General features: G+C 64.1%; 21 protein-coding genes and 1 other RNA gene. 6 read left to right on the forward strand and 16 right to left on the reverse strand.

Annotated features, from left to right (window positions below):
- The 3 genes from CMN27_RS12750 to CMN27_RS12760 all read left to right on the forward strand — a co-directional run.
- Positions 1–999: NAD-binding protein (locus CMN27_RS12750; protein ID WP_293626974.1), on the forward strand; the 999-nt coding region annotated here is incomplete at its 5' end.
- 19 nt (positions 1,000–1,018) lie between these two features.
- Positions 1,019–1,660, forward strand: a complete 642-nt coding sequence (locus CMN27_RS12755) for an alpha/beta fold hydrolase (protein ID WP_293626976.1) — start codon at positions 1,019–1,021, stop codon at positions 1,658–1,660.
- Positions 1,660–2,106: a TerB family tellurite resistance protein gene (locus CMN27_RS12760; protein WP_293626978.1), complete on the forward strand. Its 447-nt coding sequence runs from the start codon at positions 1,660–1,662 to the stop codon at positions 2,104–2,106. Before CMN27_RS12755 ends, CMN27_RS12760 begins: the two co-directional genes overlap by 1 nt.
- A gap of 33 nt (positions 2,107–2,139) precedes the next feature.
- On the opposite strand, the gene CMN27_RS12765 is transcribed toward CMN27_RS12760, so the two are convergent.
- Genes CMN27_RS12765 through proC form a run of 5 tightly spaced genes read right to left on the reverse strand, consistent with a single transcriptional unit; the run spans position 2,140 to position 5,746 of the window.
- Positions 2,140–2,532: a DUF4426 domain-containing protein gene (locus CMN27_RS12765; protein ID WP_293626980.1), complete on the reverse strand. Its 393-nt coding sequence runs from the start codon at positions 2,530–2,532 to the stop codon at positions 2,140–2,142.
- A gap of 32 nt (positions 2,533–2,564) precedes the next feature.
- A complete protein-coding gene (metW, locus tag CMN27_RS12770; RefSeq protein ID WP_353224907.1) occupies positions 2,565–3,200 on the reverse strand; it encodes a methionine biosynthesis protein MetW in 636 nt (211 codons plus the stop codon).
- Positions 3,197–4,348 carry a homoserine O-acetyltransferase gene (locus CMN27_RS12775; RefSeq protein ID WP_293626982.1) on the reverse strand — a complete coding sequence of 384 codons (1,152 nt, stop codon included), beginning with the start codon at positions 4,346–4,348 and terminating at the stop codon, positions 3,197–3,199. The genes metW and CMN27_RS12775 overlap by 4 nt, the downstream gene beginning before the upstream one ends.
- 4 nt (positions 4,349–4,352) lie before the next feature.
- Positions 4,353–4,916 carry a YggT family protein gene (locus CMN27_RS12780; protein ID WP_293626983.1) on the reverse strand — a complete coding sequence of 188 codons (564 nt, stop codon included), beginning with the start codon at positions 4,914–4,916 and terminating at the stop codon, positions 4,353–4,355.
- A 5-nt stretch (positions 4,917–4,921) separates the two neighbouring features.
- Positions 4,922–5,746, reverse strand: coding sequence for a pyrroline-5-carboxylate reductase (proC, locus tag CMN27_RS12785; protein ID WP_293626985.1), 825 nt, complete (start codon positions 5,744–5,746; stop codon positions 4,922–4,924).
- Positions 5,747–5,891: 145 nt separating this feature from the next.
- On the opposite strand from proC, the gene ilvA reads away from it, so the two are divergent.
- Genes ilvA through CMN27_RS12800 form a run of 3 tightly spaced genes read left to right on the forward strand, consistent with a single transcriptional unit; the run spans position 5,892 to position 9,555 of the window.
- Positions 5,892–7,469 carry a threonine ammonia-lyase, biosynthetic gene (gene ilvA / locus CMN27_RS12790; RefSeq protein ID WP_293626986.1) on the forward strand — a complete coding sequence of 526 codons (1,578 nt, stop codon included), beginning with the start codon at positions 5,892–5,894 and terminating at the stop codon, positions 7,467–7,469.
- A gap of 59 nt (positions 7,470–7,528) precedes the next feature.
- Positions 7,529–8,497, forward strand: coding sequence for a cation diffusion facilitator family transporter (locus tag CMN27_RS12795; RefSeq protein ID WP_293626988.1), 969 nt, complete (start codon positions 7,529–7,531; stop codon positions 8,495–8,497).
- Positions 8,494–9,555 carry a glycosyltransferase family 9 protein gene (locus tag CMN27_RS12800; protein WP_293626990.1) on the forward strand — a complete coding sequence of 354 codons (1,062 nt, stop codon included), beginning with the start codon at positions 8,494–8,496 and terminating at the stop codon, positions 9,553–9,555. Before CMN27_RS12795 ends, CMN27_RS12800 begins: the two co-directional genes overlap by 4 nt.
- Here the strand turns inward: CMN27_RS12800 and CMN27_RS12805 are convergent.
- The 11 genes from CMN27_RS12805 to CMN27_RS12855 form a co-directional block, all read right to left on the reverse strand.
- Positions 9,552–9,938: a nuclear transport factor 2 family protein gene (locus CMN27_RS12805; protein ID WP_293626992.1), complete on the reverse strand. Its 387-nt coding sequence runs from the start codon at positions 9,936–9,938 to the stop codon at positions 9,552–9,554. The two genes, CMN27_RS12800 and CMN27_RS12805, sit on opposite strands and share 4 nt — an antisense overlap.
- A gap of 39 nt (positions 9,939–9,977) precedes the next feature.
- Positions 9,978–10,454 carry an EVE domain-containing protein gene (locus CMN27_RS12810; protein ID WP_293626994.1) on the reverse strand — a complete coding sequence of 159 codons (477 nt, stop codon included), beginning with the start codon at positions 10,452–10,454 and terminating at the stop codon, positions 9,978–9,980.
- Between the two features lie 45 nt (positions 10,455–10,499).
- Complete coding sequence (locus CMN27_RS12815; protein ID WP_293626996.1) at positions 10,500–11,096, reverse strand: 5-formyltetrahydrofolate cyclo-ligase; 597 nt, start codon at positions 11,094–11,096, stop codon at positions 10,500–10,502.
- Between the two features lie 43 nt (positions 11,097–11,139).
- Positions 11,140–11,321, reverse strand: a non-coding RNA gene (ssrS, locus tag CMN27_RS12820) — 6S RNA.
- 130 nt (positions 11,322–11,451) lie between these two features.
- Positions 11,452–11,778 (reverse strand): cell division protein ZapA, encoded by a 327-nt coding sequence (locus CMN27_RS12825; protein ID WP_293626998.1) that lies wholly within the window; start codon positions 11,776–11,778, stop codon positions 11,452–11,454.
- A 12-nt stretch (positions 11,779–11,790) separates the two neighbouring features.
- Positions 11,791–11,988: a hypothetical protein gene (locus CMN27_RS12830; RefSeq protein ID WP_293627000.1), complete on the reverse strand. Its 198-nt coding sequence runs from the start codon at positions 11,986–11,988 to the stop codon at positions 11,791–11,793.
- Between the two features lie 122 nt (positions 11,989–12,110).
- Positions 12,111–13,520, reverse strand: a complete 1,410-nt coding sequence (locus tag CMN27_RS12835) for a DegQ family serine endoprotease (RefSeq protein ID WP_293627002.1) — start codon at positions 13,518–13,520, stop codon at positions 12,111–12,113.
- Positions 13,521–13,657: 137 nt separating this feature from the next.
- Positions 13,658–14,713: a protease SohB gene (gene sohB / locus CMN27_RS12840; RefSeq protein ID WP_293627004.1), complete on the reverse strand. Its 1,056-nt coding sequence runs from the start codon at positions 14,711–14,713 to the stop codon at positions 13,658–13,660.
- 58 nt (positions 14,714–14,771) lie between these two features.
- Complete coding sequence (gene hemH / locus CMN27_RS12845) at positions 14,772–15,773, reverse strand: ferrochelatase (RefSeq protein ID WP_293627006.1); 1,002 nt, start codon at positions 15,771–15,773, stop codon at positions 14,772–14,774.
- 107 nt (positions 15,774–15,880) lie between these two features.
- Positions 15,881–17,221: a sodium:alanine symporter family protein gene (locus CMN27_RS12850; protein WP_293627007.1), complete on the reverse strand. Its 1,341-nt coding sequence runs from the start codon at positions 17,219–17,221 to the stop codon at positions 15,881–15,883.
- Between the two features lie 44 nt (positions 17,222–17,265).
- Positions 17,266–18,603 carry a sodium-dependent transporter gene (locus CMN27_RS12855; protein WP_293627008.1) on the reverse strand — a complete coding sequence of 446 codons (1,338 nt, stop codon included), beginning with the start codon at positions 18,601–18,603 and terminating at the stop codon, positions 17,266–17,268.
- Between the last annotated feature and the right edge of the window lie 8 nt (positions 18,604–18,611).

The following is an 18,611-nucleotide window of genomic DNA, read 5'->3' on the forward strand; positions in this document are numbered from 1 at the left end:
ATATTCCTGGCCACCGCCTTCACCGACATGAACTGGCGCGACCGTACCCTGGTGGCCTGGATCGCGCCGCGCGGTATCGTCGCCGCGGCCGTGGCCGGCGTGTTTGGCCCGCGTATGGTTGAAGCGGGCTATGGCGGCGCCGAGCAGCTGTTGCCGCTGATCTTCGCCATCGTGTTCTCGACGGTCATCCTGCACGGCTTTTCGATCGGGCGCGTATCCCGCTGGCTGCGGTTGTCGGCCGAACCCAACGGCGTACTCATCGTGGGCGCATCGCCCTGGTCGACGGAGCTCGCACGCGCGCTCACCAACGAGCTCAATATGCAGGTGTTGCTGGTGGATTCGTCCTGGCACCGCCTGCGCACGGCTCGTCTGGCCGGTGTTCGCGTGCTCTATGGCGAGGTGCTGTCAGACCAGATCCAGCAATCGCTGGAGCTCAACGAAATATCCTGCCTGCTCGCGGCGACCAGCAACGACGCCTACAACGCACTGGTGTGCTCGCATTTCGTCACCAGCCTCGAGCACGACCGCGTGTTCCAGCTGCCGATGTATGCCGCCGACGAGGACAACGAATCCAAGGTGGTGGCCCGTCCGCTGCGCGGTCGCCCGGCCTTCCACGAAAATGCGCAGTACGAAGAGCTGTGGCGCAAGCATTTCCAGAGCTGGCAGTTCTACAAGACACGCCTGACCGAGGGTTATACGCGCGAGGATTTCCGTCGCGACTGCCCGCCCGATGCCGTGATCATCGCCACGCTCTTTGCCGACAACACCGTGCTGTTCCATGCCGCCGGCGCCACGCCGCGTCCGGAAGAGGGCGATACGGTGATCTACTACGCGCCCAAGAAGAGTGCGACTGAACGCCGCCGTGCCCGCGCCGAGCGCGCGGAAGCGGTAAGCGAACGCGCAGCGGCCGCTCAACTGTCGGCCGACGGCTCGCAGGCGCCCGAGGGCGGCCCGGCGGGCAGCGGCGCGCAGCGTAACGAAAGCTCCGACCCCACTTAACCAATCGCGACAGGATTTCATGCTCGAATGGCCCCAAGCCGGCGATAGCGCCAGCGGACAGATCGACGGCCCGGCCGGCGAACTGCAGATCGATATCGACATGCCGGAAGACACCGCGCGCGGTGTCGCGGTGATCTGCCACCCGCATCCACAGCACGGCGGCACCAAGGACAACAAGGTGGTATTCATGATCGCCCGGGCGGCCGTCATGGCCGGGCTGGCCGCGGTGCGGTTCAACTTCCGCGGCGTGGGCGAAAGCCAGGGCAGCTACGACGAGGGCGTGGGCGAGGTCGACGATGCCCAGGCCGTTCGCGACTGGGCGCTCGATGCCTCCGGCCTGCCGCTCGCCGCGCTGTGCGGCTTTTCCTTCGGCTCGGCGGTGGCACTGCGCCTGGCCGATCGTGAGGCGCCGCCCAAGCTGGTCACCGTGGGTTTTCCCAGCAGCTATTTCGATAAGGCACCGCCGCGTCCCTCGAGTGAATGGCTCGCGGTCTTCGGCGACGCCGACGACGTGATCGATGTCGATACCTCCATCGCCGCCGTGCGCGAACTCGAGCCGGCTGTCGATGTCCAGATTCTCGAAGGCGCCGGCCACTTTCTGCATGGCCGGCTCACGGACCTGAGAAAGCGCGTGGTCGCGCATTTGAACGAGAGTGACTGATGGGATTGTTTGAACGGTTGAGCCAGGCGCTCAACCCGCAGGTGGACGAGCCGCGCGACGTCGAGCGCGCCCAGCGCATCGCGGCCGCAGTGCTGCTGCTGGAAATGGCCCATGCCGATCATCGTCACGACGATGCCGAATACGCCGAGATACGGCGGCAGCTACAGGGCCACTTCGGACTCGACGCGGCCGAAACTGAAGAGCTCATTTCCGACGCTGCGCCCCGGGCCGAACAGTCGGTATCGCTCTATAAATACCTCAAGACGCTCAACGACGGCCTGAGCGAGGGCGAAAAGCGCCAGGTCATGGAAATGTTGTGGCGGGTGGCGTATGCCGACCACCATATCGATGCCCATGAAGAGCATCTGCTGCGCGAACTTTCGGAGTTGCTCTACCTGCCGCACGAACAGTTCATACGGGCCAAGCTCGCCGTTCTCGGCGAATGAGCAGTGCGACCATCGCGGGGCCGGCGCGTATAGCTAGCGCGTATAGAACGTCTGATTGAAGCGCACCGGAACCGTGGCCCGGCCGTCGGCGGCACGCACGTTCAGGTCGAAGGTGAGCGTCTGCTCATCGTCGATCGCCACCGGCGCCAGTGAATACACGCTGCCCGCGCTTTCCACGCGCTTGAAGGTCAGCGTCTTGCGTTCGCCCATGAGCGAGCGGGCCGTGCCGGTCACGTTGGCGGGCACGGCGTTCAGGGGCGCGTCGGCGGTTGGCTTTTGCAGCGTGATCATCACGATGGCCGTGTCGCCGGCACGCTCTATACCGTTGGCCTTGGCCACGGCCTGCGGGATCTGCAGGCTGTTCACCGCGCTGTAGTGCACGACGTAGTCGCCGCTGTTGATGCTGCCGCCGGCCAAGGCGGGCATTGTGAACAGCAGGGCCAGAATCGCGAATGCGATCAGGCCGTGTCGTGATGGCGCAGCTGATAGAGGGCGATTTCGCCGAGCAGATTGGGGAAGGTGCGCATGCCGATGTTGCTGCGATGCGCGTGATTGACCACGTGCCTGCGCACGATGTCCACCTGTTTTTGCCGACATAAGGTTTCGAAATCCCGCACGGTGCAAAGATGGATGTTCGGGGTATCGTACCACCGGTTCGGCAGTGAGCCGGATACCGGCATCAGCCCGCGCAGGCCAAGCGAAATGCGTGGCTTCCAGTGGCCGAAGTTGGGGAAGGTCACGATCGAGTCGCGGCCGATTCTAAGCATTTCGTCGATGAGTTCGTCGGGGCGCCGTACTTCCTGCAGCGCGCTGCTCATGACCACGAAGTCGAAGCTGTTGTCTTCGAACTGTTCCAGGCCGGCGTCGAGATCGAGCTGGAGCACGTTCACGCCCGCCGCCACGCATTCGATCACGTTGTCGGCATCGATCTCCAGGCCGTAGCCGCTGACCTGCTTGTGGGCCTGCAGATGGGCCAGCAGCGCGCCGTCGCCGCAGCCGAGGTCCAGCACCCGAGCGCCGGGGGTGATCCAGTTCGAAATCAGGGCCAGATCGTCGCGCAGGCCGTCGTGACTGTGGGTGGTCTGTGTGTTCATGCGCCGATCTCGACCGCCGCGCGGTTCAGATAGGCCCGCAGCGTGTTCACGTAGTGGGGCATGGTCAGCAGAAAGTCGTCGTGGCCGAGGTCGGAGGTGACTTCGGCATAGGAGACCTGCTTGCCGGCGTCCACCAGCGCGTCCACGATCTCGCGCGATCGCGCGGGGGCAAAGCGCCAGTCCGAGGTGAAGGAGATCACCATGAAGCGGGCGGTGACCGGGGCGAAGGCCTTGGCCAGATCGCCGCCGTGGGCATGGGCCGGATCGAAATAATCCAGCGCCTTGGTCATCAGCAGATAGGTGTTGGCATCGAACCGATCCACGAACGACGCCCCCTGGTAGCGCAGATAGGATTCCACCTGGAATTCCACGTCGAAGCCATAGGAAATACGCCCGTCGCGCAGATCGCGGCCGAACTTGGCGCGCATGGCCTCATCGGAGAGATAGGTGATGTGGCCGAGCATGCGCGCCAGCATCAGCCCGCGCCGGGGCACGACGTCGTGCTCGTAGTAGCGCCCGCCGTGGAATTCCGGGTCGGTGACGATGGCCTGGCGCGCGATTTCATTAAAGGCGATGTTCTGGGCGGAGAGCTTGGGCGCGGCGGCGATGACCACCGCATGGCGCAGGCGATCGGGAAAGTCGATCGACCACTGCATGACCTGCATGCCGCCCAGACTGCCCCCGATCACCGCACACCACTGTTCGATACCCAACGCGGCGCGCAGGATGTCCTGCGAACGTACCCAGTCGCCGACCGTGACCACGGGAAAATCCGGCCCGTAGTGGCGCCCGGTTTCCGGATGCGCGCTATGAGGGCCGGTGGAGCCGTTGTAGCCGCCCAGATTCGCCGGGCAGACGACGAAGAAGCGATCGGTATCGATCATCTTGCCGGGGCCGATGCATTTATCCCACCAGCCGGGCTTGGGATCGTCCTCGCTGTGATAGCCGGCCGCGTGGTGGTTGCCGGACAGCGCGTGGCAGATCAGCACCGCGTTCGAGGCATCGGCGTTGAGCCTGCCGTAGGTCTCGTAGACGAGATCGAACTGCGAAAGCTGCTTGCCGCAGTCCAGCGGCATCGGGCCGTCGACATGCAGGGTCTGGGGCTCGACCAGGCCGACCGAGCCGGGGAAATCCGCGTGCGTGGTCATATCGCTAACGGAACAGGCCCGGCAGCGGCAACAGGCGGCTGATGACCTGCAGGCCGATGATGACCACCAGCGGCGACAGGTCCAGCCCGCCCACCGCGGGTATGAGATTGCGCACCGGACGCAGCAGCGGCTCGTTGATGGTCCACAGAATCGCCGTGGCCGGCGAATGCTGCCCGGGCGATATCCAGGACATCAGCGCCTGAATGAGGATGGTGAAGAAGTAGAAGTTGCACAGCAGTACCGCGGCCTTGAGCACCGCCCACCATAGCGCCAGCACCGGTTGGGCACCGTACTGGGGCGCGGCCAGGGCCAGATCGATCTCGATGTTGATGAAGCAGAGGATGACCGCGAACACGAGCGCTGGAATATCCAGATTGCGCCAGCGCGGGATCACCTTGCCTAGCAGGCCGACCGGCATGCGCGTGGCCTGCCATACGAACTGCGAGATGGGGTTGCGAAAATCGGCATGCACCCACTGCAGCAGCACGCGCATGAGCACCACCACGATATACAGCGCAAAGACCGTATCGATGAGGAAAAGCAGGGCATCGTTGGCGTTGTTGAGCATGGGGTCTACTTATCGAGCAGTTCGGTGGCAAGGCTGTCGGCCCGGCCCGCGGCCGCCTGCATGGCGCGGGCGACGAGGGCGTTCAGGTCGCCGGCGGCATATTGTTCCAGCGCGGCCGCCGTGGTGCCGCCCGGCGAGGTGACTTTCTCGCGCAGGGTGGCCGGGTCGTCGCCGGATTCGATGGCCATGCGTGCAGCGCCGAGCGCGGTATGCAGTACCAGCTCGCGCGCGGCGGCTTCGTCCAGACCGAGTTCGACCGCGCCGGCCTGCATGGCTTCCATGAAGGCAAAGAAATAAGCCGGGCCGCTGCCGGAGGTCGCGGTGACCGCATCCAGCAGCGATTCCTCGGCCACCCAGGCCGTCATGCCGGCCGTTTCGAGAATGCTGTCGGCCAGGCTGCGCTGGGCATCGGTTACGCCGTTGTCGGCATACAGGCCGGTGGCGCCGGCGCCGATCAGCGAGGGGGTATTCGGCATGCAGCGCACATAGGCATGGTCTGCGCCCAGCCACTGGCGAAACGCGGCGATCGGTACGCCGGCCGCGATCGATACCACCAACGGCTTGCGATCGCCCAGTGGTTCGACCAGGCCTTCGCACACCTCGCGCATCATCTGCGGCTTGACCGCGAGCACGATCACATCGGCGTCCAGGCTCTGGGAATCCGCACTGGATGCCACGTTGACGCCGTAGTCTGCGCGCAGCTTTTGTGCCTTGGTATCGTCGGGTTCGATCACGGTGATGCGCTCGCCCGACCAGTCGGCGTGGCGCAGGCCGCTGATCAGGCTGGTGGCCATGTTGCCGCCGCCCACGAAAACGATGCTGGTGTTCATTTCGACCCCGGTCGATTAACTGGCCGCATGATACGCGATGGCCCACGCCTGTCGCGACCCGCCGGCCACCGGAAAGGGCATCGCCGCGATGGTCTGCAAGCACGCAAGGGTTTAGCATTACGGCTTGTTCTAACCCTTGCGATCCATGACCAGCAGCCTGAAACAGACCGCCGAATCATCGTCCGCGCCGGCCGTCGATATCGGCGATGCCGATTATCTCAAGCGCATCAATACCGCGCGTGTCTACGATGTGGCCATCGAGTCGCCGTTGATGCAGGCCAATCAGCTCAGCGCGCGTATCGGCAACGCCGTTTATCTCAAGCGCGAGGACCTGCAGCCGGTTCACTCGTTCAAGCTGCGCGGCGCCTATAACAAGATTTCCCAGCTCACGCCGGAAGAGCGCGAACGGGGCGTGATCTGTGCGTCGGCCGGCAACCATGCCCAGGGCGTGGCTCTTTCGGGGCGCAACATGGGCATTCGTGCGGTGATCGTCATGCCGCGCACGACGCCAGAGATCAAGGTGCGTGCCGTGGCCGGCTTCGGCGGCGAGATCGTGCTCCATGGCGACAGCTACGACGAAGCCGCCGCCCATGCCGCCGAGCTGCAGGCCCGCGACGGACTGGTCTATATCCACCCCTACGACGATCCGGACGTCATCGCCGGCCAGGGCACGATCGGTATGGAGATCGTGCGCCAGCACCCGCAGGATATTCATGCGGTGTTTGTCTGCGTGGGTGGCGGCGGCCTGCTGGCAGGCGTGGCGGCCTATATCAAGAGCGTGCGCCCGGATATCCGCGTGATCGGCGTCGAGCCCGAGGACGCGGCCAGCATGGGCGCGGCCCTGGCGGCCGGTGAACGCGTGGCGCTGCCCGAAGTCGGGCTGTTTGCCGACGGCGTGGCGGTCAAGCAGGCCGGCAAGGAGACTTTCCGCCTGTGCAGCAAGCATGTCGACGCGATGATGACGGTCAGTGTGGACGAAATCTGTGCCGCGGTGCGCGATATCTATGAAGATACGCGCGCGCTGGCCGAGCCGGCCGGCGCACTGGCGGTTGCGGGCGCCAAGAAATACGTCGCCGAAACCGGCATCGAAAACCAGGATCTGGTCGCCATCACCTCCGGGGCCAACGTCAACTTCGACCGGCTGAGCTATATCGCCGAGCGGGCCGAACTCGGCGAGCGCCGCGAAGCACTGCTGGCGGTCACCATCCCGGAGCGGCCCGGCTCGTTTCGCGAGTTCTGCATGCGCATCGGCGATCGCTCGATCAGCGAATTCAGCTATCGCTATGCCGACGCCCAGCGCGCCCAGGTTTTCTGTGGGGTCAAGCTGACCAACGGCGTCGCCGAGCGCGATGCATTGATCGCCGACCTCGAGGTCGACGGCTATGAAGTGGTCGACATGAGCCGCAACGAAATGGCCAAGCTGCATGTGCGCCATATGGTCGGCGGCCGGGCCCGCGGTGCCGGTGACGAAGTACTGTTTCGGGTTGAGTTCCCCGAGCGGCCCGGCGCGCTGCTGAAATTCCTCAACAGTGTGGGCGATCGCTGGAACATCTCGCTGTTTCATTATCGCAACCACGGCCATGCCCACGGGCTGGTCCTGGTGGGCATGCAGGTCGCCCCCGATCAGCAGGCCGACTGTCGGGCCGCGCTGGATGCGCTCGGCTACGACTATGCCGAAGAAAGCCAGAACCCGGCCTACCAGCTGTTTCTGCACTCGCACTGATCGATCGTTGAAGCCGTCGCCCTCACGGCGGCGGCCGTCTGCTTTTCAGGGATTACGCCATGGCCTCGGGCTCGAAAACCGTCATCATCGCCGCACTCACCGGCAATCTGCTGATTGCAGTGACCAAGTTCATCGCCGCCGCGTTCACCGGCAGTGCCGCGATGATGGCCGAAGGCATCCACTCCACCGTGGATACCGGCAATCAGGGGCTATTGCTCTATGGTATGAAGCGGGCCAAACGGCCGGCCGATGCCAAATTTCCCTTCGGCTACGGCAAGGAGATTTATTTCTGGAGCTTCATGGTCGCGGTGCTCATCTTCGCCGTGGGGTCCGGCATTTCGATCTATGAAGGCGTGAACCGGCTGCTGCATCCGCACCCCGTCGAAAGCCCGATGATCAACTACGTGGTGCTTGGTCTGGCAATGCTGTTCGAAGGCGCGGCATGGTTTGTCGCGGCCAAGGAATTCAATCGCGTGAAGGGCAAGTGGGGCGTGTTCGAGGCCGTGCGTCGCGGCAAGGATCCGGCCACGTTCCTGGTCTTGTTCGAAGACAGCGCGGCCATGCTCGGCCTGGTGATTGCCTTTACCGCGCTGCTGGCTGGCCAGCTGACCGGTATCGAGATCTTCGACGGGATCGCCTCGATCTGTATCGGCATCATTCTCGCCATCACGGCGGTGTGGCTGGCGATCGAAACCAAGGGGCTGCTTATTGGCGAGGCGGCCAACCAGCATGTGGTACGCGATATTCGCGACGTCGTGTCCGGCTACGAATCGGTCGCGAAGACCAACGAAGTGCTGACCATGCACGTCGGCCCCAACTTCATTCTGGTGAATATCAGCGTACGGTTTGCAAAGGGCCTGAGTGGCGAACAGATCCAGAACGAGATCGAACGCATGGACAGCGATATCAAGAAACGCTGCGAGAACGTCAAACGCATCTTCATCGAAGCCGAACGCTCGGCGGACCGGCCTGCGACAGCCAGCGACCAGGGCGGGGAGGGCACCACTTCGCCCAAGCCGGCTGAATGACGGCTAGAGGCCAGGCCGCGGCACCGCGTCGGGTATGTATTCTGCGGCTGTCGGCGTTGGGCGACTGCGCCAACGTGGTGCCGGCGATCCGCACGCTCCAAGCGGCCTATCCGGATGTCGAAATCACCTGGATCATCAACAAGGCCGAGGCCGGGCTGGTCGCCGATATCGCGGGCGTTGAATGCCTAGCCTATGATAAACGCGGCGGCCGGGCGGCGATCGCCGATCTCAAGCGCCAGCTCGCCGGCCGACGCTTCGATGCCCTGTTGAACATGCATGCCAGCTGGCGGGCGAATCGCATCAGCCTGCTGGTCAAGGCCGATCGGCGTATCGGCTTCGATGCACGCCGGGCCCGCGACGGCCAGCGCCTGTTCGTCCGCGAACGCATTCCAGCGGTGGAAAGCCGACACGTCGTCGATGGTTTTCTGGCCTTCGCGGCCATGCTGGGTGCCAGCGAGCCGGTCATGGACTGGCGTGTCCCGATCGCCGAGGCCGACCGTGCGCGGGCGGGCGAACTGCTCGGCGACGATGCCCGCGAAATCCTGTTCATCAGCCCCTGTTCGAGCCATACACGGCGCAACTGGCTGGCCGACCGCTATGCCGCGGTCGCCGATCACGCCGCTCAGGAGCACGGCTTGCGCGTCGTGCTTGTCGGCGGGCCGAGCGATCTGGAACGCCAGATGGGCGCCGATATCGAAACGGCGATGACAACGCCGGCCACCAATCTCATTGGCCAGACCAACCTCAAACAGCTGATTGCCCTGTTCGAACGGGGCCGGGTGCTGGTCACCCCCGACTCCGGGCCAGCGCATATGGCAAATGCGACCGACATCACCACGATCTCGCTCCACGCCGCGACCGACCCGCGCCGCAGCGGCGCCTATCGCTCCCGCCAATTCTGTGTGGATTATTTCGCCGAAGCCGCAGCCCGCTATCGCAACGCCACGCCGGACACGCTTAAATGGGGCACCCGTATCGAGGACGACGCGGGCGTAATGTCGCTGATTCCGGTGGAAGCAGTGACCGGGCGGGTCGATCAGGCCCTGGCGGCAGGCTAGCCGGCCTGCAGCATGGCCGCCATTTTCTGATGAATGAGGTTGACGGCCTTCAGCGGCCGTAGCATGACCTTGAACTCGGTGATCTGGCCGGCGTTGTTCCATTCGATCATGTCGACGCCGTTGATCTGTATGCCATCCAGTTCCAGCTCGAATTCCAGCACTGCGTTGCCCTCGGCCTGTAGTTCCCGCACGTAGCGAAAGCTATCGGTCCCGAACACCTGCAGGGCAGCTGCGAGATACTGCACGGTGATGGCTTTGCCCACCTGGGGCGTATGCACCACGGGCGAATGGAAGACCGCATCGTCGGCAATCAATGCCTCAAGGCCGTGGGCGCTACGGGCTTTGACGAGTTCGTGCCAGGTGGCGATGGGGTTTTGGTGCATGGACGGGCCTCTGCGGGGCGATGCGGGTGCGGCAGGCGCTTACTCGGGCGGCTGGTTTTCCAAGCCGAGGATGAAGTCCCAATGCTCCTTGTCCACCGGCATGACCGACAGCCGATTGCCCTTGCGTACCAGCGGGAAATCGCCGAGTTCATCGGCGTGATCCTTGATCTCGGCGAGTGAAATCACCCGGTCGAGTTCGCGCTCGAAGGTGACATCCACTCGATACCAGCGCGGCTTTTCGGGATCGGATTTGGGGTCGTAGTGGGCATCCTTCGGATCGAAGGCGGTGTCGTCGGGATAGCCGGCCCGCGAGATACGCATGATGCCGACCACGCCCGGTACCTTGGTGTTGGAGTGGTAGAAGAAAGCCAGATCGCCTTCCGACATATCGTCGCGCATGAAATTGCGCGCCTGATAGTTGCGTACGCCGTCCCAGCCTTCGGTCTGGTTCTTGCGCTGTTGCAGATCCTGAATGCTGAACTCGTCGGGTTCGGACTTCATCAACCAATAACGCATGCGTATCCGGTCCTTTGAAACTTGCTGAAAGCGTTGTCCGCGAGTTTAACGCAGCGAAGGCGGGCAGGTCGCCCGGCGATAGATCGCGGCTTCGCTTGCGACCGCGTCGAGCGGCACGTCCCATTCGCGGGTGGCGATATGGTCGACGCGCTGTACTTCGAACGCCAGGCCGAGCAGCCAAGGGCCGCGAAAACCCGACGCTCGCTGGCCGGCCAGGCTGCGATCGTAAAAGCCGCCGCCCATGCCGATACGCCGTGCGGCGGCATCGAACGCCGACAGGGGCATGATCAGCAGATCGAGTGTGGCCACGGGCCGTGCGTTGCCTGCGGTGGGCTCGACGATGCCAAGCGGACTGCGCCGTCGGCGAAAGTCGGGGCCGTAGACGGCGATGAACTCCAGCGTCTTGCCATGAACGCGGGGCAGAAAAGCCTGTTGGCCGCGGTTGAACCAGGGCAATAGCAGGCGCGGGTCGGCCTCGTGGCGCATGGGCCAGTACAGGCCGATACGGCGCGCACGACGGAATACGGGCAGGCGTGCAATGCGTTGGCAGGCCCGACGGCTGGCCATACGGCCCTGCTGGGGTGCGAGGCGGCGGCGTGCGCGAAGCGCGGCACGGCGCTGGTCGTCGATGGAAACGCTCATGGCGCCACAGCATCAACGAGTGGGGCAAAAAACGAAAGGGGCCGACACTCCCGCCTGTGCCGTCGACCGTCCACTATCCTTGAGACGAATGCTCAAGTGGGGCGTTCCACGCCGCATTAGGTTTCCCGCAGCAAGGCGGGCGTACTCACCTGCGACGTTTCCCACCCCGGTTTAGGTACTTAGGCTCAAGGGGAACCGGGAGGTCGTCGAACACCGCAGGAGTGCCGGCAGCATCGATGATACGCGGCTCGAAGCGGTGGTGCCAATCATGCGATTGAACGATCGCGTGTGCCGGGGCTGCCGGCGATTATTGCAGCGCGAGGACGGTCGTAGCGCGCCAAGGCGGGTTACGCGGCTAGTTCGGTTCCTTGAGCGCGGATTCGATATGCAGCTGCAGCTGCGACAGGCGTTCGGTAATCTCGCCGTCCGTGGCGGGCAGACCGGCTTCCTGACGCTCGAGCCGACGTTCGGCGGCGATCAGATCACGGGCAATATTGAGTGCGGCCATCACGGCGATCCGTTCCACGCCCAGTGTCTTGCCCTTGCGCTGGATCGCGTGCATGCGCCGCGACAGATACTCGGCCGAGTTGAGCAGCGCTTCGCGTTCGCCTTCCGGGCAGGCGATGGAGTAGTCGCGCCCCAGAATACGGATGGTCAGCGCGGATTGTTTTTCTGGCGGCATTAAGTGTATCCGTTAGGCGTTGTCGGCTTCCGCTTCGAGCGCGCGAATGCGTTCGATCACGCCGTTGAGGCGCTCGCGCGTTTCCCGGTTGCGGGCCTGTTCTTGCTCGTAGGAGGTCTTGAGTTCCTCGTAGTCGCGCAGCAGTGCGCGATAGGCCTCGATCAAGGCTTCGACGCGATCCTCGAAGTGGGTGATCTCGAACTGGCTCATAACGCTCCCTGGATGTGTACCCGAGTATAGCCGGCACCGGGCGCTGCGGGAAATATGCAAAAAGAAGGCCCGGCAAAATGCCGGGCCTTGCAAGAACGATCGCGAAGATCGTGGCGCGCTGGTTAGCGGATGAGCAAGAACAGCGCCCCGCCGCCGCGGCGAACGTGCAGCAGCAGCTGCTTGACGTCCGGGCCGGCCAGCTTGGACAGCTGTGAGACGTCCTTGACCGGCTGGCGGTTGATCGAGGTGATCACATCGCCCGGGCGCAGGCCGGCACGTGCCGCCGCGGAGCCGCGCTCGACGTCTTTGACCACCACGCCTTCGACTTCCCCGGCCAGCGGGTTGTCGTCGGTGAGCGGCCCGAAGTTTGCGCCATCGAGGCCCGAGGCGAGGTCGTTCTCGGCGCTGGCGCTGCCACCCGCGGCGTCCGGCGCGTCGGCCGCGTTGCCGAGCGTGGCCTTGACCTCGCGTTGCTTGCCGTTGCGCAACAGGGTGATCGAGACCTTGTCGCCCGGCGACTTCAGGCCGATGGCGTTGGCCAGCTGCGAGAAGTCGTCGATGTCCTTGCCGTTGACCTGCGTGATCACGTCACGCTCCTTGATGCCGGCCTTGGCCGCCGGCGAATCCGGCATGACCTGGGCCACGACCACGCCCTGATTGATGTCCAGATCGAAGGCCGAGGCCAGATCGGCAGTCAGATTCTGGCCGACCACGCCCAGACGACCGCGGCGCACCTCGCCATTCTCGGCAATTTGCTTGTAGACGCTGTTGACGAGGTTGCTCGGGATGGCGAAGCCGATCCCGATATTGCCGCCGGTGCGCGACAGGATGGCGCTGTTGATGCCCACCAGCTCGCCCTTGAGATTGACCAGGGCGCCGCCCGAGTTGCCGGGGTTGATGGAGGCATCGGTCTGGATGAAGTCTTCATAGCGGTTGCCGAGCCCGTGCCGGCCGAGCCCGCTGACAATGCCGGAAGTCACGGTCTGGCGCAGGCCGAACGGGTTGCCGATGGCGACCACGAAATCGCCGACGCGCAGATCGTCGGAGTTGGCGATGGGCAGTTCGGTGAGTTTGTCGTCGGTCTTGATCTGCAGCACCGCGATATCGGTTTCCGGGTCGTCGCCGATGAGCTTGGCGTCGTATTCGCGGTTGTCGTTGAGGCGGACCACGATCTTCTCGGCATCGGTGACCACATGGTGGTTGGTCAGCACATAGCCCTTGTCGGCATCGACGATCACGCCGGAACCCGCCGCGGTGGGCTGGCGCGGTGTCTGGCGCTGCTGTTGATCGGGCACGTCGAAAAAGCGACGGAAGAAGGGGTCGTTGAACAGCGGGTTGTCCGGCATCTGCTGGGGTTTGCCGGTGACGACCACGTTGACCACGGCCGGCAGCGCCTCGTCGAGCATGGGCGCGAGCGACGGGTTGTCGCCGGCCAGCATGCCGCTTGGCACTGCCGCATGGACGCTGCTCATGCATAACAGCAGCAGACAGGAAAGAAAGAGCGCGTTGATCCGCTTGTTCATTGGCGTCATAGGTCTTTTCTCGTTGGTGTGTTCACCATACGACCGGCGTACCCCGGGTCGTCCCGCAGCTAAGACCATCGCAGGGTGGTCGAGTTTCATGCCGCGCGCAGAAACATGGTTATTGCATGTAATTGACCGATGCATGCCTATTGCGCACGATGGACCACCTTGGCCAGTCCGCTTTCGCTCAGGCTGCGGCTGATGGCCAGCCGCGACTGTTCGGCAATCCGGGCCAGAAAGCCGCTGTTGTGCTTCATGGCCACGGTGAATACATCGCGACCGTCGCGGGCGGCGGTGAGCATGACGTCGTCGCTGGTGGCCACTTCATCGACCAGCGCCAGCGTGAGCGCCTGGCTGCCGTACCAGTGCTCGCCGGTCGCGACACGGTCGATATCGAGGTTCGGCCGATACCGCGATACAAAATGCTTGAACAGGCCATGCGTGTCTTCGAGTTCCTCGCGAAACTTGGCCCGGCCTTCTTCGGTGTTTTCGCCGAAAACGGTCAGCGTGCGCTTGTAGTCGCCGGCCGTATGCATTTCGAAATCGATCTGCTTGTCCTTGAGCAGCCGGTGAAAGTTGGGGATCTGCGCGACCACGCCGATGGAGCCGATAATGGAGAACGGCGCGGCGACGATACGCTCGCCTACGCAGGCCATCATGTAGCCGCCGCTGGCGGCCAGGCGATCCACGCAGATGGTCAGGCGCACGCCCGCGTCGCGCAGGCGGGCCAGCTGCGACGCGGCCAAACCGTAGCTGTGGACCATGCCGCCGGCGGACTCGAGCCGTACCAGCACCTCGTCGCCGGCCTCGGCCACCTGCATGACGGCGGTAATCTCGTCGCGCAGCGACTCCACCGCCGAGGCCCGGATATCGCCGTCGAAGTCGAGCACGAACAGGCGGGCCGGCTCATGCCGCTTGCCCAGCTTCTCCGCCTTGCGCTGCTGTTTGTCTTCTACCTTCTTGCGCTTGGCGCGGGCCTTGCGCTCGCTGTCGTTGAGCAGGGTGGCATTGAGCGTTTCGGCCATACGATCAAGACGATCGTTGACGTGGGTGATGCTCAGCCGGTCGCCGTCGCGTTCGGCCCGGGCCTGGCCGATCAGGCTCAGTATCCAGCCCACGGCCAGGGCGAGGGCGATGACCACGGTCACGGCCTTGGCCAGGAACAGGCCGTAATTCATGGCAAAGTCGGCGATCAACTCCATGGCGTCGATTATCCTCTGGGGGCAGGGCTCGGCGCCGGCGCGCGCCGGCGCCCGGCGGTCAGATCCAGCCCGAAAGTTCGCGCTTGATCAGGCGGGTGAACATGTCCACGTGATCGTCGCGGTCGTTGAGGGCGGGAATATAACGCAGCGAACCGCCACCGGCTTCTTCGAAATATTCGCGGTTTTCTTCCTTGATCTCTTCCAGCGTCTCCAGGCAGTCGGAAGAAAAGCCCGGGCACATCACGTCCACGCTCTTCATGCCGGCCTTGCCCCAGGCCTTCATGGTTTCGTCCAGATACGGCTGCAGCCAGGGCTCGCGGCCAAAGCGCGACTGAAAGCACACCTTGTATTCATTGCGCGACAGCCCGAGTTCGGCAGCCAGCAGCTGGGCGGTGATACCGCAGTCGCGCGGATAGGGATCGCCGTTTTTTACATAGCGCTTGGGGATGCCGTGAAAGGACAGCACCAGCTTTTCCGCGCGTCCGTGTTCGGCCCAGTGTTCACGCACCGATGCCGCCAGCGCTTCGATATAGGCCGGTTCGTCGTGATAGCGGTTGATCTGGCGCAGCGCGGGCGGCTCCGGCCACTCGGCCAGTACTTCGCCGATCTTGTCGAAGGTGGTCGCGACGGTGGTCGCGGAATACTGCGGATAGGCCGGTAGGACCAGCACCTGCTTGCAGCCGGCCGCATCCAGCTCGCGCAGGCCGGCCTCGATCGACGGATTGCCGTAGCGCATGGCAAGCGCCACATGCACCGGGCGCTCGACTTCCTGATCCAGCCGTTCCTGGATGCGCTCGGCCTGGCGGCGGGCGTAGACCAGCAACGGCGAGCCTTCATCGGTCCAGACGGAGCGATAGCCTTCGGCCGAGTTCTTGGGCCGAAAGGTCAGGATGATGCCGTAGAGAATGGGCAACCATAGCGCACGGTTGAGATCGACCACGCGGCGGTCGCTCAGAAATTCGGCCAGATAGCGGCGAACGGCAGGAACGGAGGTGTCGTCGGGGGTGCCCAGATTGGTGAAAAGCACACCGATCGGGCGCTGCGCGCGGCGGGAATTCATGATGTCCTCTCGCTATCGTTTCGCGGGCTACGATATTTAGGGGCAATGATACGGGATGCAACCGAACGGCTGCATCCCGTACCCGATTCTACCGCTTGTGCAGGTGCTTATGCTTTATCGAAATACGTGCGGGTCAGCTTGAACACCACCGGGGCGAGCAGAACCAGCGCGATGAGGTTGGGAATGGCCATGAGCGCGTTCATGACGTCGGCAATCAGCCAGACCAGATCAAGCTCGGCCACGGCGCCCACGAATACTGCCACCACCCAGATCAGCCGGTAGGGCGTGACGATACGCGAGCCGAACAGATACTCGGCGGTGCGTTCGCCGTAATAGCTCCAGGCCAGCATGGTCGAAAAGGCGAAGACCACCATGCCAAAGCTCACGATAAAGTGGCCGGGGCCGGGCATGCCGGCATTGAACGCTTCCGCAGACAGCTGCGCGCCGGTGGTACCGGACGACCAGGCCCCGGTGGCGATGATCACCAGCGCGGTCATGGTGCAGACGATGATCGTGTCGATGAAGGTGCCCAGCATGGCGACCACGCCCTGGCGCACCGGGCTGTCGGTACGCGCGGCGGCATGGGCGATCGGCGCGCTGCCCAGGCCGGCCTCGTTGGAGAAGATGCCGCGGGCCACGCCGAAACGAATCGCCATGAGGATGCCGGCGCCGGCGAAGCCGCCGGTTGCTGCGGTGCCGGTAAATGCGTCGGAGAAGATCAGGCCGATTGCGGCGGGAATCTCCCCGGCGTTGAGCAAGAGCACAAGCGCCGCGCCGATGACATAGATCACTGCCATCACCGGAACGAGCTTGTCGGTCACACTGGCCAGGCGCTTGAGCCCGCCGATGATCACCGCGAATACGGCGGTCGCCATCACCAGTCCGGTTACCCAGCGCGGTACCGACAGGGTTTCGTCGAAGACCTGCGATACCGAGTTGGACTGCACGGTGTTGCCGATGCCGAAGGCGGCCACGGTGGCAAACAGCGCGAACAGGAAGGCAAGCCATTTCCAGTTGGCGCCCAGGCCGTTGCGAATGTAGTACATGGGCCCGCCTACGTAGGCGCCCTCGGCGTTGGTTTCGCGGTACTTCACGGCCAGCACGGCTTCGCCGTACTTGGTTGCCATGCCGACGATCGCGGTCACCCACATCCAGAAGATCGCGCCCGGGCCGCCCAGGTGGATCGCGGTGGCCACGCCGGCAATGTTGCCGGTACCCACCGTGGCGGCCAGTGCGGTGGCCAGCGCCTGGAACGGGGTGATGTCACCGGGCTCCGTGCTTTGCTTGCGGCCCGCAAACAGCATGGAAAACCCGTAGCCGAGCTTGCGTTGCGGGACGCCACGCAGGCCCACGGTCAGATAGATACCGGTACCCAGCAGCAAAATCAGCATCACCGGGCCCCAAACCCAGCTACTGATCGTGCTCAGTGCGTTCGTGAGTGTTTCCATGATCGAATCCCCCTGAATGGGCTGCGTTCGCAGCCCGGATGACGTTACTCAAATAAGCCCTGGGCGAGAATCCATGCAATGCCCAGAGGTGCGACGAACCGAAGGATGAACAGCCACAGCCCGGCCAACGGCAAGCGTTGATCCGGATGCGACTTCAGCGCTTCGACGGCGCGCGGCCCCAAGCGCCAGCCAACGAATAGCGCGATCAGCAGACCGCCTATCGGCATCATGACCTGGGCGGTCAAGAAATCGGCGAAGTCGAGAAAGGTCATCCCGGCGATCGTGATTTCTTTCCAGACGCCCTGCGACAGCGAAATGGGGATGCCCAGCAAGAAGATCACGACGCCGGCCGTGCTGGCGGCGGTGGCGCGAGTGAAGCCCTTGTCGTCCACCAGATAGCTGACCACCACTTCCAGCAGCGATACCGCCGAGGTGAGGGCGGCGATCGCCAACAGCACAAAGAAGGCCAGCCCGAATATCGCACCGGCCGGCATTTCCGCGAATACCGTTGGCAGGGTCATGAAGGTCAGGCCGGCGCCGGCGCTGGGCTCCATGCCCGCCGAAAACACCGCCGGCAGGATGACCAGACCGGCGAGAAGGGCGACCAGCGTGTCCAGGCCTACGACCAGCGACGCATCGCGGGGCAGATTCTGTTCGCGCGACATATACGAGCCATAGGTGAGCATGGCGCCCATGCCCAGCGACAGCGAGAAGAAGGCCTGGCTGATCGCGCCGCCCCAGGTGCTCGCGGTGACCCGACTCCAGTCGGGCATCAGATAAAACGCCACCCCGTCACCGGCGCCCGGCAGGCTGACTGCACGGATAGCCAGCACCACGAGCAGAACGAACAGCAACGGCATGAGCCATTTGGACGCGCGCTCGATACCGGAGGCGACGCCGCCGAGCACCACGCCGACCATCAGCACGGTAAAGATCGCGGCATAGATGAGCGGCTGGATAGGCGCGGCGACAAAGCCGTTGAAGATTGCGGTGCTTTCATCGATGTTCAGCCCGCTGAAGGTGTTCTCGCCCATGAACAGGATATAGGCGAGGGTCCAGCCGGCCACGACGATATAGAACGACAGAATGATGAAGGCGGTCAGCACGCCCATCGCTCCAACCATCGGCCAACCGCGCCCGCCCAGCTTGCGAAACGCACCGACGGGGTTGCTCTGGGTCATGCGGCCGATGAGCAGTTCGGCCATCACCAGCGCGAAGCCGAAAAAGACGACGCAGCCCAGATAGATGATCAGAAACGCGCCGCCGCCGTTTTCGCCGGCCATGTAGGGGAATTTCCAGACGTTGCCGAGGCCGACGGCCGAGCCGGCCGAGGCCATGATGAAGCCCAGGCGACTGCCCCAGTGTTCGCGCGCCACAGTCATGGCTGTAT

The sequence above is a fragment of the Salinisphaera sp. genome (assembly GCF_002729955.1).
Taxonomy (GTDB): domain Bacteria; phylum Pseudomonadota; class Gammaproteobacteria; order Nevskiales; family Salinisphaeraceae; genus Salinisphaera.

What these genes read in the sequence shown, in the direction of transcription:
- CMN27_RS12755 (WP_293626976.1), top strand. Translation starts at nt 1,019, where the DNA reads ATGCTCGAATGGCCCCAAGCCGGCGATAGCGCCAGCGGACAGATCGAC.
- CMN27_RS12760 (WP_293626978.1), top strand. Translation starts at nt 1,660, where the DNA reads ATGGGATTGTTTGAACGGTTGAGCCAGGCGCTCAACCCGCAGGTGGAC.
- CMN27_RS12765 (WP_293626980.1), bottom strand. Translation starts at nt 2,532, where the DNA reads ATGCCCGCCTTGGCCGGCGGCAGCATCAACAGCGGCGACTACGTCGTG.
- metW (WP_353224907.1), bottom strand. Translation starts at nt 3,200, where the DNA reads ATGAACACACAGACCACCCACAGTCACGACGGCCTGCGCGACGATCTG.
- CMN27_RS12775 (WP_293626982.1), bottom strand. Translation starts at nt 4,348, where the DNA reads ATGACCACGCACGCGGATTTCCCCGGCTCGGTCGGCCTGGTCGAGCCC.
- CMN27_RS12780 (WP_293626983.1), bottom strand. Translation starts at nt 4,916, where the DNA reads ATGCTCAACAACGCCAACGATGCCCTGCTTTTCCTCATCGATACGGTC.
- proC (WP_293626985.1), bottom strand. Translation starts at nt 5,746, where the DNA reads ATGAACACCAGCATCGTTTTCGTGGGCGGCGGCAACATGGCCACCAGC.
- ilvA (WP_293626986.1), top strand. Translation starts at nt 5,892, where the DNA reads ATGACCAGCAGCCTGAAACAGACCGCCGAATCATCGTCCGCGCCGGCC.
- CMN27_RS12795 (WP_293626988.1), top strand. Translation starts at nt 7,529, where the DNA reads ATGGCCTCGGGCTCGAAAACCGTCATCATCGCCGCACTCACCGGCAAT.
- CMN27_RS12800 (WP_293626990.1), top strand. Translation starts at nt 8,494, where the DNA reads ATGACGGCTAGAGGCCAGGCCGCGGCACCGCGTCGGGTATGTATTCTG.
- CMN27_RS12805 (WP_293626992.1), bottom strand. Translation starts at nt 9,938, where the DNA reads ATGCACCAAAACCCCATCGCCACCTGGCACGAACTCGTCAAAGCCCGT.
- CMN27_RS12810 (WP_293626994.1), bottom strand. Translation starts at nt 10,454, where the DNA reads ATGCGTTATTGGTTGATGAAGTCCGAACCCGACGAGTTCAGCATTCAG.
- CMN27_RS12815 (WP_293626996.1), bottom strand. Translation starts at nt 11,096, where the DNA reads ATGAGCGTTTCCATCGACGACCAGCGCCGTGCCGCGCTTCGCGCACGC.
- CMN27_RS12825 (WP_293626998.1), bottom strand. Translation starts at nt 11,778, where the DNA reads ATGCCGCCAGAAAAACAATCCGCGCTGACCATCCGTATTCTGGGGCGC.
- CMN27_RS12830 (WP_293627000.1), bottom strand. Translation starts at nt 11,988, where the DNA reads ATGAGCCAGTTCGAGATCACCCACTTCGAGGATCGCGTCGAAGCCTTG.
- CMN27_RS12835 (WP_293627002.1), bottom strand. Translation starts at nt 13,520, where the DNA reads ATGACGCCAATGAACAAGCGGATCAACGCGCTCTTTCTTTCCTGTCTG.
- sohB (WP_293627004.1), bottom strand. Translation starts at nt 14,713, where the DNA reads ATGGAGTTGATCGCCGACTTTGCCATGAATTACGGCCTGTTCCTGGCC.
- hemH (WP_293627006.1), bottom strand. Translation starts at nt 15,773, where the DNA reads ATGAATTCCCGCCGCGCGCAGCGCCCGATCGGTGTGCTTTTCACCAAT.
- CMN27_RS12850 (WP_293627007.1), bottom strand. Translation starts at nt 17,221, where the DNA reads ATGGAAACACTCACGAACGCACTGAGCACGATCAGTAGCTGGGTTTGG.
- CMN27_RS12855 (WP_293627008.1), bottom strand. Translation starts at nt 18,603, where the DNA reads ATGACTGTGGCGCGCGAACACTGGGGCAGTCGCCTGGGCTTCATCATG.